Source organism: Olivibacter sitiensis DSM 17696 (assembly GCF_000427965.1).
Classification (GTDB): Bacteria; Bacteroidota; Bacteroidia; order Sphingobacteriales; family Sphingobacteriaceae; genus Olivibacter; species Olivibacter sitiensis.
In genome coordinates this window covers 1-17,066 of the sequence record NZ_ATZA01000013.1, presented here as the reverse complement: position 1 = coordinate 17,066, position 17,066 = coordinate 1, and the positions used below count along the sequence as shown (strand labels likewise).

The following is a 17,066-nucleotide window of genomic DNA, read 5'->3' as shown; positions in this document are numbered from 1 at the left end:
ACTACTTACAACTTATCACCTAATTTAGCGGCTATCGGCGGTCTGCAACATCAGCTAACGCTGCCCCACCTTTAACCCTCTCAAATCTCTTATAACAAAATCTGTCCCGTGCAGATCCTCTGCCTTGCCTATGCCCACCACGTGCATGCCTCCCACCCTTGCGGCATCTATGCCCGCTTGTGCATCCTCGAAAACCAAGCAATCGGCAGGCTCCACGCCCAATGCTTCGGCACCTTTCAAGAACACTTCTGGGTCGGGTTTGGACGCACTTACGCCATTGCCATCTATTATGGCATCAAAATAATCGATGATGCCCGTTTTCTCCAGGATAAGACGGGCGTTCTTACTGGCAGAACCGAGCGCTATCTTGTAGCCAGCAGCCTTGCTTTCTTTCAAAAATTCCTCCGCACCGGGCAGCGTATCGCCCATTTTCATTTGATTTACCAACTCCAGGTACCAGTCGTTTTTCTTCGCCGCCAGTGCTTCCTGTTCTGCCTCTGTTTTTTCAATACCTGCCCACTTCAGAATCAATTGCAAGGACTGCACCCTACTTACGCCTTTCAGTTGCTCATTTTCCCTTTCGGTAAAGTCATAGCCCAGGGTATTGGCCAAGCGTTTCCATGCCTGAAAATGAAAAACTGCCGTATCGACCAAGACCCCATCCAGATCGAATATCAGTCCTTTTATATTTTGCGGTATACCTGTCATTATCTACATTCAGTTATTTTATCTTATCACTAGTTTTAAGTATTAAGCTTTAAGTTATAAATCTTCTTATAACTTATGACTTACTACCTACAACCTCTTACCTTACTTTATCAACTCCAAAACCAGTGTCTGTCTAGGCCTTAACGCCAACGATTTTAGACTGTTAACCGTTTCGCTTGTTACAATGTTCTTCGCCGTATTCATACCGTTTATCCCTTCCGAAAAGCGATTCAGTTCCACTGTCTTCTCCTCGTCGTTACCGTTCATCACCACCATCACCCTTTTGTCGTCATGGATTCGAAAGTACACATAGATACCGTCTTCGGGCACATACTGCAGCATTTTTCCATCCTGTAGTATCCTGTTCTCCCGACGGTAGGTAGCTAACGCTTTCACATGCCGAAAAAAGTCCTCTTCTTGGTCCGTTCTGCCCGATGCCGTAAACTTATTCTGCTTATCACCACTCCATCCCCCCTTTACATCTTCACGCACCTTGCCATCCGGATCGGAAAAGTTCTTCATCAGGAGTTCGTCCCCATAATACCATTGCGGGATTCCCCTTGTGGTCAATAGCCAAGAGGTTGCTGACTTCATTTTCTCCACATCCTCACCCACGATGGACAGAAAACGGCTCAGGTCGTGATTTCCCAAGAAGACGACATTGCGCGTGGCATCTTCATAAACAAAATCGGTCGCCAAGGTAGTATACAACCTATTGATCCCCCCGGTCCACTCGAAGTTGCCATTCAGGGCCTCGGCAATGGCATAGTTGAGCTGAAAATCGGTTACCCCCTGCAATCGGGTATCAAAACCTTGGTGCAGCGTATTGCCCTGTGTGAAATAGGCCTGATTGGCCACGCCATGTACCCAAGTCTCACCAAAATACGTGAAATCTGGATATTCATCCGTCAAGGCTTCCCCCCACTTGGCCATGAAATCCAAATCATTGTAGGGATAGGTGTCTATACGGAATCCGTCCACGCCGGCGTATTCTATCCACCAGATATGGCTTTGGATAATATAGTTTTGCACATAGGGATTATTTTGATTCAGATCGGGCATGCTGGGCACAAACCAACCATCTGTCATGATTTTCTTGTCGGCCTTTGCCGCATAGGGGTCATATAGGGTTTGGTCCTTGTATGACGTGTTGGTATAATCTGTCCACTGGTGCACCCAGTCTTTCATGGGCATGTCCAGCACGGTCCAGTGATTTTTGCCCACATGATTGGGTACCACATCCTGTATTAGCTTCATGTCTCTCCGATGCAACTCTTTTGCCAACTCCCGGTACAGTTCGTTGGTACCGAAGCGGGGATCGATATGGTAGTTTTCCGTGTTGGCATAACCGTGGTAGGACGCCTGTTCCATATCGTTGGTAAGCACAGGTGTAAACCATAGCGTCGTCACGCCCAGCTCCTGCAAATAATCCAAATGGTCTAATACGCCTTGAAGGTCCCCGCCGTGCCTGTAGTACATGGAGTCTCTATGGAGTGACGTTTCACGCATATCCTTCACCATATCGTTCTTGGGATCGCCATTGGCAAAACGATCGGGCATCAGCAGGTAGATAAAATCACTCGTATTGATGCCTTGGGCTTTCACCGTCTGGTGATTCCTGACCAGTAAGGGATAATCATATACCAATGTTTTGCCTTTTGCCGGCTTAAACTGTATGGGAATCTTACCGGGCTTTGCCTCGGCACCAATTCTTAGGTCCAGAAATGCATAGTTTTCATTCTCCACGCGACGCACTTTCTCCAGTACTACCCCGGGATAGTCTATCGTCACCTCGGCCTTGCCCAGCTGCTGGCCATGCACCATGAGCTGCACCTTGGGCTGGTACATCCCCACCCACCAGTTTAACGGTTCCACACGATCTATTTTTAGATCCTGAGCATTGGCCAGATGACAGCAAAAGTATAGCCATAGCCATCCTATTCGAATATTCATATCAAAAGCAATTATCCTTGCACAGTTATAGGTTGTTATCTACTATTATCCTATACTTATTCCAATGTTTTGGGAACGTTCCCAAAGCTAGATAAAAAACAGCCCAATCACTGTTTCACAAGTTTTGGGCTATTTTCTTATCAATTTTTGGCCAAAGTAGTGACATACCCACCTTCTGGTTTCAGGTTGAGGGTAATGGTGTAATTTCCAGCCGACGTTATTGCAATATTGGCCCCATCATAGGCCAAATCGCTCATATCGCCACCAAGGTTGATATCCCAACTGTCATTTGCCCGGAACTTAAATTCACCGACGCTCAGATTCATGGTTTTGGTCCAGGTGTAACTACCCTTACCTCCATCAAAGTCCATCGCCGTACTATTATCCCAAGAGCCCGTAGCATCGCCTATCACGCCCCAGTTGCTCAATACGGCCGTATAGGTCAGCGCTTGCTTGTTCATCCGCACATGATAGAAGCCCGAGGTAGCGACTTCCAGGTTGGGGGCACCGCCGTCATCTACGATTTTCCCGTCGGCACTTTCATCTTTTCCGAGTCCGCCATCCCAACCGTCCTGCGTGGGCAAGAACTTGAATCCGCCATCCGCTGCATCCATGTACACGTAGATTTCAAAGGCATTCTTATCGTCGCTATAGACACGCATGGGCAATGCCAGGTCAGGCTCCCATCCGCTCGATATGGAACCGCCCACGATATAGAATACGGGATCGCCCTCACGGAAAAAGATCTGCTTCGTTTGCTCCGTTTGTCCACCATCATAACTGGCTCTGAGGAGAAAAGCACCATTCCAATCGCCATTTGCGGGTACTCCTATGCTGACGTCCACTATGGCATTCACTTTATCTACCTGTACCAGCGTATCAAAAACACTGGTGCCTCCGCCCTCGGGCACCAAACTCAAGGTAAAATTGCTTACATTATTGGTTATAAGTTTCACGTTAAAATTACTCCCGAAAGTGATCGTATCCGGCGCACTATTGATGGACAACCGTACTCCTTCGAGCCCGTGCTCATATTTACTGCAACTGGTCCACGCCAACAAGCCCAAAGCGAAGCATAGCATCCATGCCAAGGGGTTGAAAAATTTTATATACTTGTTCATATTTTTCTCTTTTTAAAAGAACTATCAATCCATGTTCTCCTTATTTCTAATACTGCGGGTTTTGTGTCAAATTACCGTTTGTCGCAATCGCTGTATTCGGAATCGGAAAAATCCGCTTATAAGCTTCTCCCGGATTGGCCGGTTTGAAAAGCAGAGCGTCTTCCCAGCGACCAAAGCGGATCATATCCGTACGGCGTGTCACCTCAAAGGTAAATTCGCGTCCTCTTTCTGCATAGATGGCATTCAAATTGAGGGTACCGGCGGTAAATGTTTTGCTAGGGTCAGTAGGGAATGCTCTTTGCCGCACCTCATTGGCTGCAGCCACTGCTTCTCCTATCGTTCCGTTGCTTGCTCCCCTCAATATGGCTTCTGCTTTCATGAGGTACACATCTGCCAAGCGGTAGATGACCACATCATTTCCTGCATGTCCGCTCACCTGGGCCGGATCGACCGAGTATTTCAAGCTCCTGGCTCCAGCCAGACGTCCCTTGGCATCGTCCCCACCAATATCGAAATCCGATCCGGGCAAGAGCTCGAAGCCATAGGGATCGAGCACGATATTGACTCCGTTGAATACCAATGGCTGGCCAGCCGCGTTGTACTGCTGTCCATACACCCACTGCTCTTTGCGGATATCATCGTCCTCAAACAGGTCGAAGTAACTTGGTTGGGTACACCATCCGTTCCAAGGGTTGACGTTCAGCCCATAAGTATCGCGCAGGGCATAGTGCAGCACCTTCATGAACAGCTGATTACCCGTGGCACGTACTGGGTCAAAAGGCAAGGAAAAGATAGGCTCCGAATCACCAGCGCCGTTGGTTGGTGCAAACTGAGCCAGAAAATTGGCATCCAGTGCATACTGGCCCGAGCCGATCACGGCATTGGCTTGCTCTACTACCTTGTTCCATTGCGCCGTACCAGTGTATACCTGTGCATTCAGGTACAGCTTGGCCAACAACGTATGGGCCATCCATTTGGTAGGGCGCCCATAGGTCACTTCACTTTTATCCTCGTTTAGGTTATCCAGATTGGCCAGGAGCTCACTTTCTATAAACGCGTAGATTTCGGCCCGGCTGGATGTAGACGGCGCAGCCGCACTTTCATCAAAAGCCGTCACCAAGGGGATATTGCCAAAGGTATCCATCATGAGGTAATAGTACCATGCCCGCATGGTCTTCAGTTCGGCCAGCGTTGTTATCTTTTCATCCGAGTCCTCGGTTCCCTCGATAATGCTGATCACCTGGTTACAGGTACCTATGGCGTTGAACCCCCAGTTCCATGCACCCGTGAGGGTTACGTGCGAGGCATCCCAGCTATGGTAGTGCATCGCACGCCATTTGCCCCCGTCAAACCAGTCTCCTCCCCTAGTGGGGATAACAACTTCATCGGCACCGGCAGTTTGCATATCGAAATAATCACCGAAAAAACCACGCGCCGAAGTATATACCGGCCCCGTGATGGCCATAAAATTGGGCACCTCCGTGTATTGCGCGTATACCTCGTCGTCAAACTTAGTACACGATTGGTTGAACAGCATGGCCAATGCCAATAGGGCCACGCTCGTTCCTTTTGCTATATATCTTGTTGCTTTCATCCTCTTCATCATTTATGGTTTAAAAACTAACATTCACTCCCAATAGGAAAGAGCGTGTCTGTGGGTAGTAATTGCGATCGTCTATACCCGGAGATAGTCCGCCCATATTCACCTCGGGGTCTACCCCCGTATAGTTGGTGATAATAAACAGGTTCTGCCCAGTCAGGTATACCCTGGCACTCTTCAGGTACTTCATATTGGCCACGTTGAAGGTATAGCCCAGTGTGGCGTTGTCCAAGCGCAGGAAAGAACCATCTTCCAAAAAGCGGCTAGAGGCAATGACAGGAGTCTCAAATATCCCTTCTTCCACGGCATCTTTCGACAGGTTGGTTACTCCTGCCTGTGGCAAGCGCGAAAGATCTGCTCTTGTGGCATTGAAGATACGATTGCCATATACGCCCCGGAAGAAAAAGCCCAGATCGAATTTCTTGTAGTTGAACGAGTTGTTCCATCCATAGGTGAACTTGGGCAAGGCATGGCCCATCACCTGAAAGTCCGTGGGAGCCACGATCTGGTTCTGTGTCACCAAATCGCCATTGGGTTTTTCATAGATAGTCTGGCGCGCATCAGCATCATAGCCCACATACTTAGCTACGTAAAATGTACCTATCGGCATGCCGGGCATCACGATGGCCACCGTCTGGTTGGTCCAGCCCTCCAGTCCCACGCCCCCTTCATAGCGTTCACTCACATTGAGGTTGGCGATATTTCCTGATAAGGAGCCTATCTTGTTGATGTTCCTGGCGAAGTTCACGGCGGTGTTCCAGCTAAAATCCGAGGTGCTCACCACTGAGGCATTCAGTGCTATTTCTATACCCTTGTTGTCCATGCTGGCCCCATTGGCCAATAGTTCATTGAACAAATAGGGTGGCGATGGCACCTGATAGGTATAGAGCAGATCTTTAGTCTTCTTTTGGTATACATCTACTGCTCCGCTCAACCTACCTTTCCACAGTTCAAAGTCGAGTCCCGCATTGATGGTGGTCGTACTTTCCCATTTCAGGTCGGGATTAGGATTCTGATTCACCCCATAACTACTCACCCACTGACCATTGTAAAGGAAGTATCCGTCACGCTGACCATATAGCGTAAGCGAGCGATAGGGATCGATATTCTGGTTACCTGAAACACCGTAACCGGCGCGCAACTTCAGGTCGCTTATCAGCTCTTGGTTTTGCATAAATGTTTCCGAACTGATGCGCCAAGCGGCAGACACAGATGGGAAAATGGCCCAGCGATTGTTCACCCCGAACTTGGACGAACCATCACGGCGCAAGCTGGCGTTGATGAGGTATTTGCCGTCGTAGTTATACACTGCACGGCCATAGAAGGAGATGAGTAAGGCCTCGGATTTTAACGGGAAGTCCGAAAAACTCCGAAATCCCGATGGTGGATTGGCTACATCCAGGTTATTTGCTCCCAAATCGTCCGACAAGAATCCGGTTGCCTTGGCCAATATCCCGTCTCCCAAGAATGTTTGCTGGTAGGAATAACCTGCCAAAAGTTCTAGATTATGCATGTCATTAAATGTCTTCGCATAATTGAGATAGGTTTCAAAAATACGATCGGTATCCTTGGTGGCACTTCGCTCGGCATAGCCATCGCCCAGGTAGGCAGAGGCAAAATCAGTAGTAGGCTGGTAATAGCTCCTATCGTAGCTCGATCGTTGGAAAGACCCTATATTGGTCCATACCAGACCGGGCAACAAATCCAGCTCCGCCTTGGCCGATGCCAAGAATATATTCCTTCCCCTTGTTTCATCGCGCTGGTTGAGCATAGCTACCGGATTGAAATAGTTGGTACGCCCAGGCACCTGGAAATAGCCGCCGTAGGCTGCATATTCCGGTGCCTCGCTCCTCACGGGCGATACGGGCACAAAACGCCCAGCCCCGTTGAAGATACCGTAATCCACGTGATTGGATGTAATGACGCTGTTGCTCACGTTCAATGATAAGCGAAGCTTGTCGTCAAAGGCATTCTGGTCTACGCCTAAGCGCGTAACCACACGTTCTATATCATTTTTATTGACGATCCCTTCCTGGTTATAATAGTTGACGGAGGCGTTGTAGCGCGTACTGGCCGTACCGCCAGTGAGTGATATATTGTGGTTGTGGGAGATTCCCGTGCGGAAGATCTCATCCTGCCAGTCGGTCCGATAGCCCGACTCGCTCTCGGCCACCGAGATATTGTTATCGCTCAAAAATTGCAGATATTCATCGGCACTGAGTACGTTCACCCTACGGGAAACATTCTCCACGGCTGCATATGCATTATAGCTCAGTATAGGCGCGCCTTCCTTTCCTCTTTTAGTGGTCACAAAAATTACCCCATTGGCAGCCCTTGAGCCATAGATGGCGGTAGAAGAGGCGTCCTTCATCACGTCCATGGACACGATGTCGTCCGGTGCCACAAGATCGATATTGGCTCCCGGAACACCGTCTATCACATAAAACGGTGACGTGCCAGCAGTAAGGGAAGAAGGTCCACGTAGCTGTATGGTAGCTCCTGCCGTCGGGTCGCCGCTATTACGGCTGATGGTGAGCCCCGGTACCTTACCGGCCAAGAGCTGATCTGGCGTTGCCACTACCCCTTGGTTGAACTCCTTGGGGGATACCGTGCTGACGGCACCGGTCACATCCCCTTTACGCTGCGTACCGTAACCGATCACCACTACCTCGTCTAGGCTTTGCGCATCATGCACCAGATGGATATCCAGCTTCACCTGTTGTCCATTGGCAATAAACACCTTTTTCTCGGTGGTTTGATAGCCCATAAAAGTGACCAGCAGCGTGTAGCTCCCGTCGGGTAGGCCGGTGATGTTGTACACTCCATTTACATCGGTACTTACTCCTCTGTTTTCTTCCCGTATACGTACGGATGCTCCCGGTAGTGTATTTGTATCCTCGTCAAACACCGTACCGCTGATGCTTCCATTCTGCGCGTAGGATGTCAGTGACATCAGCAACAATAGGCAAGACACCATGAGTTGAATCATGTAGCTTTTTTTCATTTCTGACATAATTTAGTTTGGCTAGCCTTCAGATAGACTAGGTGTGTTTATTATTGTGTGTATTATTATTTACAATTGGGTATTCATAAAAGGACTATTGTTTCCTCATTTAGTTTTGTTCAAAGACTTTACATAGGCAATTCATTTTGGTTCAACCATCATTTGTTCATATATCTTTTCTATTCGTTCAACAAGGTTTTGCTCAGTATATAGTACTGTCCTGGGGCCAATTGTTGCTGAAATGTGGCTGGCCAGTTTTTCCTTTCGCCAGTCATCGCATCGTACCATTGACCTGCCTCAAACTCGGGAATGCTTAGCTCGTGGGCCACTACGTCAAAATTGCCCATCACATATATTTCCTCCTCTCCTTTGGTGACGCGTACGTACTTGACCCCATCGCGTACCTGTGGCGTAGCTATACCATCACGAAAGATGGCATTCTTGGTCTTCAGGCGTATCAGTTTGGCCATCTTACTGTACAGTGTCTTCCGTGCAGGCTGTTCCGCATATTGCCATAGTATCGGCTTATTGCCCGTCCTTCCGTTTTCGTCTATGGAAATGTCATAACCCAGCTCGCCAAACTGCCATAACATTTTAGGTCCCGGCGCCGTATACAAAAAAGCTGCCGCTGCCTCCACGCGTTTTAGCCCCACCTCCAGCTGCTTCACATCGTAACCTCCTACCGCATTGCCATACTGCCCGTTCTTGAACATCAGGCGCTCTTCGTCGTGGCTTTCCATATAGCTGATGAGATCCGGCGCGTCAAACCCATGCGACTGGTGGTACAGGCGTGATATATCGGATCCTCCATTATTCACCCAACCCATAGTGGCTTCGTTGAAGGCATGGTTGATGTTGTTCCAGAGCATCATGCCCTGTGCGGCAAGCTCCTTTTCCTCTGTGTCTTCCGCAAAATGTTCCAATATGACGTAGAAAGTAGGGTCTATGCTTTTCATGTAGTCATTGTATTCTTTCCAGATGGCTATACGCGAAGCATCATAGGCTCCCCACTGTTCCACCCCACTGTCGGAAGTGCCCGAATTGACCTGAGTAAAGCCTTTGGACAAGTCGAAGCGGAAACCGTCTAGCTTAAATTCCTCCATCCAATATTTGACTACGTCTTTCACGTAAGCCTTTGTGGCGGCACTCTCGTGGTTGAAATCGTATCCCACGTTGAAGGGATGCATGGGCGTCATGTTGAACCAGGGGCTGCCATTGCTAGGGCGACCATTGGCAAAATAGAGCTGTACCATGGCCGACTGCCCAAATGCGTGGTTAAGCACCACGTCGTGTATCACGGCCATGCCGCGGGCATGACAAGCATCCACAAAAGCCTTCAAAGCCCGTTTGGTTCCGTAATATTTGTCGACGGCAAACATATAGGAAGGATTATACCCCCAACTCAGGTTCCCTTCAAACTCGTTGACGGGCAAAAGCTCTATGGCATTGACACCTAGGCGCTGCAGGTAGTCCAATGTATCGATCAAGGTATGGTAATCATGCGCTGCCACAAAGTCGCGCACCAGCAGCTCATAGATGACCAAATCGTGCTTGTGAGGTCGTTGAAAGGAGGTCTGTTGCCAGCTGTAGCCATCCCCTCCGTACTGTGCCACAGCCACCAGTCCGGTAGTCTTCCCGGTAGGGTATGTCATTAGGTCGGGGAACACTTCGTTAGATATATAGGGATCATTGTCGGGATCCAATATAAGTTCCGCGTAGGGGTCGGCTATGCGCTGCTGGCCATTCACCAAATATTGGTAGGCATAGGTTTGGCCGGCATCCAGCCCCTCCACTTTTGCCAACCATGCTTGGGATTCCTCGTCCCAGCCCATATCGCCACCCGCTTCCTGTCCCCAGCCATTGAAATCGCCTATGACGCGCACGGACTGTTTGCCTGGCGCACGTAAGGCAAAGATGGTGGTATGCCCCCCATCAGCAAAACGGACGCCATAGCCAGCAAAAGTCACTTCTTGCTCACCACGATCGATATCTGGATTGGGGGTTTTCTTGCAGGCACTGCCTAACAGCAAAAAACAATAGGTAGCAAGCAAAAAGTAAAACTTTTTCATAGAATCATAATTTGGTACGTATTGGTTTTTTTCGCAATCGTCTTCGTTCTTAAAATGGGAACGTTCCCGATTATGGAGTAAAAGTAACCGCTCTTAATTTAATTTCCAAGGAAATAAGAAAAAAAATTAAATGAAAAGCATTATTAAAACAACACAATAACCTAACAAACAATAACTTATAATAAAATCTTTTTCTAAGTTTTGACTGCTATACTTGACTACGACTTATCGTTGTTAGCCTATTGTAGATTTTTGAGGTATCAATTTAGAAGGGAGTAAAATGATTTGAGGTTCATCGTCTTTTCTATTGCCTTGCAATAGTTCAAAAAGAATTTGGGCCGCTGTCCTCCCCATTTCCATAGCTGGTTGTTGAACCGTACTCAACGCAGGGTTAAGCATGTCGGCAAATTCCAGACAAGAAAAACAAATAATCTTTAATTGCTCTGGGATAGCCACTTGTTCTTCATGACAAATACGAATCATTGGCATGGCCAATCGTTCCACCGAAGCAAAAATACCGTCTGGTCTTAGCTTGGCAAAAGATTTTTTTAACACCCGATAAATTTGGCCTTTATCATTGCCACATTCGATAATCAATTCCTGCAGCATATCTATACCTGCGTCCTTCAACGCGTCACAATATCCCTGCATTCTGATTTTTCCAATGGAAATATTTTTGTCAACAACCAAATATGCAGGCCGTTTACAGCCTAAATCCAATAAATGTTTAGTTGCGGCATAACTACTTTCATAGTCATTACCCGTTACTACCGGTGCTTCTACATCTTCATAATAACGGTCAAAAAATACCAAGGGGATATTCCGTTCTTTTAAAAGTCGGAGGTAATTATGCTTTTTTCCTTCGCCGGAGGCAGACATCAATACACCTTCCACGCGTCCGTTACACAACTCCTTTATGAAAGTGGATTCTTTCTCAACATCGTCATCCGTCACAAAAATCAAGGTGTAATATCCTTTCGCACGCGCTTGCTCCTCAATCCCCTTTATTGCTTGAGAAAAAAAATTGTTCCCAAATTCAGGAATGATTATAGCGATTGTTTTGCCCTTAGCTCCACGCAAATTACTGGCATACAGATTTGGCCTATATCCAAGCTCTTCCGCTGCTGCAAGAATCCGTACCTTGGTCTCCGGCTTTATGTCACTGTTATCGCGAAATGCCCTAGAAACAGTTGATTTTGAAATGCCTAAACTTTTTGCCAAGTCCTTGATGTTTATCTGCTTCATCTTTCTATCAACCAAATAATTAAATCGGCTTGTATGTTTTAAACACAAAAATTTAGAACACAACTCGATTTTTCTTTCATTTACGAACTTTGCATTTCAGACCCTCAAGCAGGAATGTAAGAAAAGTAGCTGTTTGCTCAAACGAATATTGTCAGGTCTTTGGCAGTATTCGCATCAAAATGTGAATCGAATTTTTTTCCGTAAAACAAATGTACATATTGTTTTTCGTAAATGCTTTTTTCAGTAGGAAGGTTTTGTCAGTAAACCGATCGTTTCAAAACGTTCAAACACATTGGCGCTATGGGGAGCATCAATCAATTCAGCAGTCAGGTCTTGCCCAGCCCAATGCTCATAGTGCATTCCATCTAGCCAGAGGCGGCTGCTGCTCACATCATAAATAATTCCTTTATAGGCTACCCAAATTTCAGTGCGATCTATACCATTACGCTTAGCGAGTTGGGCAGTAGTATAGCGAGGTAGTTCATCGAGGCTCATTCTGCAATGATAAAAAGAATAGACCAAAATGAAAATAATTATACTGTTTTTGTCTACATGAGAAGTCTTATCATGTATAGACTCGGACGATCGTATCAAATATTTGGTTTCTCTAGTGGCAGAAAAACCTTCTAAAAAAAATAAAGCCGCAATCTCTTGCGGCTCCTCAATTTCGTTTTCCATAGGTAGACACTTATCTGATCGGTAGTAAATAAGTATCCATTAATATTTTAATTAGCAGACAATGAAAACTACCCTGCTACTGCATAATTTGGCATGGTAGCCCCTACCTGATAAGGCTTCAAGGACTTTTTCAATGTCTTTCTTGCTACGTGAATACGAGTCTTTACAGTACCTATAGGAATTTCCAAATGATCGGCAATTTCGTGATACTTATATCCTTCGAAATACATAGTGAATGGAATGTAGTAGTCGTCTGAGAGGTTGTTGAGCGCATGCTTAATATCATCCATTACAAATTTGTTCTCGCCTCTGTTATTGGTGGCACTGTATGATAGGTTTGCGGATGAAATCTCATCTGACTTAGTCACAAAAGAACTAATCTTTATAAACCTTCTATAATTGTTTATGAACGTATTTTTCATGATGGTATATAGCCATCCTTTTAGGTTAGTACCCTCTTTAAATTTGTCGTAATAGGTAATTGCCTTCAAGACCGTATCCTGTACCAAGTCATTCGCGTCTTCATCATCGTGAGTAAAGTGCATTGCATACATTTTCAACGATTCAGCATGTTTTGTTACCATGGTGTTAAACTCCAGCTTTGTCATAACGTTTAGAGGTTGTGATAGCAAGTCTAAACTCTCATTAAACTTGTTATCAGATTAATACTTAATTATCGTGAAACCTCTCCATTTTTAGTTTCACCCTACCGATTAAGTTCATACAAGTACCTCGCCAAAAAAAGGACTCAACAAGAAAGAATAGGAATTTAACAGCAATTTAATACTTTGCCAGCAGCGGCACAATGTTCACTTCGCGTTCCAAGCGGATGCCAAACTTGCTGTCCACCATGTCAATAATCTCTTCAGAAAAACCATAAACATCTATACCTGTGGCATTTCCAAGATTAACCAATACGAGAGCTTGATTTTTCCATGTGCCTACTGGGCCTTTTTTGATACCTTTCCAGCCACATTTTTCGATGAGCCAACCAGCGGCAATCTTCACATGTGTATCACCAACTGGATAAGACACGATGTCCACAAAATTGGACAATAGCTTTTCGTACATGCCTTTAGACACGATAGGATTCTTGAAAAATGACCCCGAATTGCCAATCATCGTTGGGTCGGGCAATTTATGAACCCTGATGGCAGAGACCACTTGCGATACATCCCTAATAGTAGGCTCTTGAATGTTTCGTCGGTGCAGCTCCGCACTAATAGCTCCATATGTAATGTTTGGTTTGGACTCTTTAGAAAGCAAAAGGTTTACTTCAGTGATAATATACCTCCCTCGATATTGATGCTTGAATACACTATCGCGATAGGCAAAAGAGCAATCATTGCGGTTTAACGTGACAAATGTGCCAGACGAGACATCAAAGGCCCGACAAGAATAGAAGACATCCTGCAGCTCCACGCCATAAGCACCTATATTTTGTACCGGCGCCGCTCCTACCGAGCCAGGAATGAGGCTCAAATTTTCAACGCCTCCAAATCCCCTATCTACACAATAATTCACTAAATCATTCCATATCACGCCGGCTCCTGCCTTAATATATACATCATTACCAAGTTCATCGTATTTCACGTACCTGATTCCCATGTGTACCACCAACGATTCCACGTCAGCCACAAAAAGTGTATTGCTCCCCCCTCCCAATATGAAGAAATCCTTGAAACGTTCAAATGCCCCCTCTTCATGCAATTTTTCCAGGTCATCTTCTTCTGCAATTTCCACAAAATAATTTGCCTTTGCATCTACCCCAAAAGTATTGTATGTCTTGAGGGAAACATCTTTCTTAATATACATTTCCAGTTTCGCTTTTATCTTTGGGCAAATCTGACTAAATTTAGCCTTTATTACAACATCAATTAACCAATGTATATATTTGTTGCTTTTGAATCAATCAAATATTGGACGAATATCCAAGCGCAAATAAATATAACGTTTTAACTTGTAGGGGTAGTCACTTACTATAAACATGGACAATCAAGATAAAAAGCGATTGCAGATAGTGGATGCTGCGACAAAACGGTTTACGCACTTCGGTATGGCCAAAACCACCATGGCCGAAATTGCCAAGGACCTATCTATTTCTAAGGCTTCGCTTTACTATTATTTTCCGGACAAGATGCATCTCGTGATGGCAGTAACGGAAAAACTGGTCAGTAGCATATTCGATGCATTGAATCAGAAAATTTTCAAGCTACAAACACTGGAAGAATCCATTTACTTCCTGCTGGAACTGAAACTCAAATTTACCATAGACCACTACAATCTCCTTGAAATGATTTTGGGCACCTTCAGTGAGACACCTCCCGAATTGGAGGAGTTGGCAAGAAAATCACATCAGGAAGAAATAAACATCATCAGTAAGCTACTGCAACAGGCAGATCAAAGAGGAGAAATCAAGGCCAGTGACCCAGATGAGTTGGCCGAGATCTTTAGCAACGCCATGACGGGCATGCGCTTCTCTGTGCTGAAAGACGGAAGAAGAATCATACTACCGTCAAAATCAAAGTTTGACGAAATGGTCAAAAAACAGAAAAAACTGGCAAAACTTATCATTAAAGGTTTGAAACAGGCTTAATTGACCACCAATTTCAAAAATGCATTTGCTTATCTGAAAAGCCGTCCCTATATTTGACCAATTTTTAATTAAAGTCAAAAAGTTTAAAGGTCAAAATTGGCAACAGACAGTAGACAACAGCAGATAATCGAGTCGGCCTTGAGGCGTTTCTCTCACTTTGGAATCAACAAGACCACTATGGGCGAAATAGCAGAGGACAATGGTGTCTCCAAGGCTAACCTCTATTATTATTTTCCAGATAAGACTGCGCTCGTAATAGCTGTTATCAAACACCTCATTGCCGATTCGTACAACACCTACAGAGAAAGGGCAGCAGATCGTGCCAATGTACTCACTTGTCTAAATGCTTGGATAGACGTCAGAAGGGAATATTTTGAGAAATACTACCTCCTCCATGTCACCTTGGGCACGGCAGATAATAGCCTGAACATGGAACAACTAACAAACATAGCTACCTACGCACAAAGCATGGAGTCAAAAATGACAAGTTCCATTTTGGAGCAAGGTGTTCAAAATGGCGAACTTGTAACAATGGACATCGGAGCAACATCTAATATTTATGTGAATATACTAAAGGGGCTAGCCATGGTGTATATCTCATGCGAGATGAACAAGGATTTGCCGGAACTGGGAACCTTCACTACCATCAGTAATCAGCAAAAGTTGGCAACGGAGATCTTTGTCAACGGGCTAAGAAAACAGAAAAAACAATAATTGAACTATCTTTAGCGAAACATAAGTAAGTAATCAAAATTAAGCGGCAATATGCGAGTAGTTAATGAACAGTCTTTTTCCAACCGCGGCCAACGCCCTGTTGGTGGTGTAGAAAAGCGTTTCTGTACTCACATAGTCCTGTGGCCTGATCCATTTCCCCTTCAATATTCTCCAGAGTGTTTCGGCAATGTTCAGATGCGGGGAATACGGAGGCAGATAGAAAAGGAAAAGCCCTCTTTTCTCCCAAACAGGCCGCAACTTCCGTATTTTATGGTTGCGGTGAACGGAGGCATTGTCCAGTACGACAAACGTATCTTTACGCACATGGTAGGAGAATGTATCGAGAAAGCTGGCAACCTTGTCTGCGGTGATACTCTCCGTAGTGGTGAAACCCTCATAATGGTTCTTGCGGTCAACCATTCCGAAAATGTTGAGCCTTGCGCTTCTTTGGGAAGGGATGCGTACCTGCTCTCCGGGCAGCTGCCAGCCGTAGGGAACGTATCCCTCGGTGCAGACGTGGCTCTCATCGGCATAGTAGAGGGCAATACGCCCCCCACGTTCCTGTTGTTCAAGTTCTTGCAGCTTCTCGAATTTGTACTCGTAGAGCTGCGGCGAGGGGACTCCCCTTGGGCGTTTCCTTATACGCTTATATCTTGCGCCAATGCGGATAAAAAACGCTTGAACGTCAGATTGCTCGCCTCTTTCCCCGTAGCCTCCTGCCATGCGGCCCGGGCTTTGCCCACGCTCTGCCTGTCCTGCTCGATGGCCGCGCGCACGGCTCCCTCGTCCGAGCAGTCCATAATAGGTTTGCGGCCGCGGCCCGGCCGGGTTTGCAGGCCTGTAATGCCTTCCGAAAGGAAGCGTTTCACCCATGCGTTCACCGACACTAAACTCATGTCCGTCTGCTCTCCGGCTTTTGCCGAAGACAGGCCATCGGCCTTGAGAAGGACCGCACGGCAACGCATCCGTAAACAGTGGCTCGTGCCATTGCGGAAGCCGTTCTCGAGTCGCACACGCTGGGCATCCGTTAATTCCAGTTTTTTTATCTTTCCCATTGATAACCGTATCTACTATAATAGAACGAATAGAAAAACTAAATATTTGATGTAAACTAATTAACCCAAGTTGCGGGTTAATTAAAGATAAAAAGTAAGCATCAAAACCAAGAACTTTGGTTTACCACAACTAAATGTACTTGTATGATGCTTACAGAAGATAAAATTATAGGAATATTTTGCTTTATCGATGATATGTTGAAAACAATTAACCACTATGAGGACAGCCGCAGACGTGTTAGCGACAGTGAGGTGATCAGCACCGCAGTTGTTTCCTGTCTGTACTTTGGAGGACATCAGGATAAGGCCAGGCAATTTATGAA

General features: G+C 46.0%; 14 protein-coding genes and 1 pseudogene. 3 read left to right on the top strand and 12 right to left on the bottom strand.

Annotated elements, in window-relative coordinates:
- Positions 1-54: 54 nt before the first annotated feature.
- The 10 genes from pgmB to murB all read right to left on the bottom strand — a co-directional run bounded on the left by pgmB (position 55) and on the right by murB (position 14,193).
- Positions 55-708: a beta-phosphoglucomutase gene (gene pgmB / locus A37S_RS0108820; RefSeq protein WP_028296670.1), complete on the bottom strand. Its 654-nt coding sequence runs from the start codon at positions 706-708 to the stop codon at positions 55-57.
- 102 nt (positions 709-810) lie between these two features.
- Positions 811-2,661, bottom strand: a complete 1,851-nt coding sequence (locus tag A37S_RS0108815) for a glycoside hydrolase family 13 protein (protein ID WP_028296669.1) — start codon at positions 2,659-2,661, stop codon at positions 811-813.
- A 140-nt stretch (positions 2,662-2,801) separates the two neighbouring features.
- Positions 2,802-3,782 (bottom strand): cadherin repeat domain-containing protein, encoded by a 981-nt coding sequence (locus A37S_RS26195; protein ID WP_051292908.1) that lies wholly within the window; start codon positions 3,780-3,782, stop codon positions 2,802-2,804.
- 46 nt (positions 3,783-3,828) lie between these two features.
- Positions 3,829-5,376: a RagB/SusD family nutrient uptake outer membrane protein gene (locus A37S_RS0108805; RefSeq protein ID WP_051292906.1), complete on the bottom strand. Its 1,548-nt coding sequence runs from the start codon at positions 5,374-5,376 to the stop codon at positions 3,829-3,831.
- Between the two features lie 19 nt (positions 5,377-5,395).
- Positions 5,396-8,386, bottom strand: coding sequence for a SusC/RagA family TonB-linked outer membrane protein (locus A37S_RS0108800; RefSeq protein WP_028296667.1), 2,991 nt, complete (start codon positions 8,384-8,386; stop codon positions 5,396-5,398).
- A 179-nt stretch (positions 8,387-8,565) separates the two neighbouring features.
- Positions 8,566-10,455: an alpha-amylase family glycosyl hydrolase gene (locus tag A37S_RS24105; protein ID WP_051292904.1), complete on the bottom strand. Its 1,890-nt coding sequence runs from the start codon at positions 10,453-10,455 to the stop codon at positions 8,566-8,568.
- Positions 10,456-10,689: 234 nt separating this feature from the next.
- Positions 10,690-11,700, bottom strand: coding sequence for a LacI family DNA-binding transcriptional regulator (locus tag A37S_RS0108790; RefSeq protein WP_028296666.1), 1,011 nt, complete (start codon positions 11,698-11,700; stop codon positions 10,690-10,692).
- A 240-nt stretch (positions 11,701-11,940) separates the two neighbouring features.
- Entirely contained in the window at positions 11,941-12,195 is a 255-nt protein-coding gene (locus tag A37S_RS0108785) for a cytochrome b5 domain-containing protein (RefSeq protein WP_028296665.1), read from the bottom strand.
- A 251-nt stretch (positions 12,196-12,446) separates the two neighbouring features.
- Complete coding sequence (locus A37S_RS24100) at positions 12,447-12,986, bottom strand: RNA polymerase sigma factor (RefSeq protein ID WP_036601928.1); 540 nt, start codon at positions 12,984-12,986, stop codon at positions 12,447-12,449.
- Positions 12,987-13,158: 172 nt separating this feature from the next.
- Positions 13,159-14,193: a UDP-N-acetylmuramate dehydrogenase gene (murB, locus tag A37S_RS0108775; protein ID WP_051292902.1), complete on the bottom strand. Its 1,035-nt coding sequence runs from the start codon at positions 14,191-14,193 to the stop codon at positions 13,159-13,161.
- 172 nt (positions 14,194-14,365) lie between these two features.
- On the opposite strand from murB, the gene A37S_RS0108770 reads away from it, so the two are divergent.
- Entirely contained in the window at positions 14,366-14,974 is a 609-nt protein-coding gene (locus A37S_RS0108770) for a TetR/AcrR family transcriptional regulator (RefSeq protein ID WP_028296663.1), read from the top strand.
- Positions 14,975-15,070: 96 nt separating this feature from the next.
- Entirely contained in the window at positions 15,071-15,688 is a 618-nt protein-coding gene (locus tag A37S_RS0108765; protein WP_084163822.1) for a TetR/AcrR family transcriptional regulator, read from the top strand.
- A 39-nt stretch (positions 15,689-15,727) separates the two neighbouring features.
- On the opposite strand, the gene A37S_RS24095 is transcribed toward A37S_RS0108765, so the two are convergent.
- Both A37S_RS24095 and A37S_RS0108755 read right to left on the bottom strand, forming a co-directional pair.
- Complete coding sequence (locus A37S_RS24095; protein ID WP_157278527.1) at positions 15,728-16,411, bottom strand: IS630 family transposase; 684 nt, start codon at positions 16,409-16,411, stop codon at positions 15,728-15,730.
- A complete protein-coding gene (locus A37S_RS0108755) occupies positions 16,327-16,743 on the bottom strand; it encodes a helix-turn-helix domain-containing protein (protein WP_028296661.1) in 417 nt (138 codons plus the stop codon). The genes A37S_RS24095 and A37S_RS0108755 overlap by 85 nt, the downstream gene beginning before the upstream one ends.
- Before the next feature lie 147 nt (positions 16,744-16,890).
- On the opposite strand from A37S_RS0108755, the pseudogene A37S_RS28285 reads away from it, so the two are divergent.
- Positions 16,891-17,066, top strand: a pseudogene (locus A37S_RS28285) (IS982 family transposase); the annotation flags it as partial.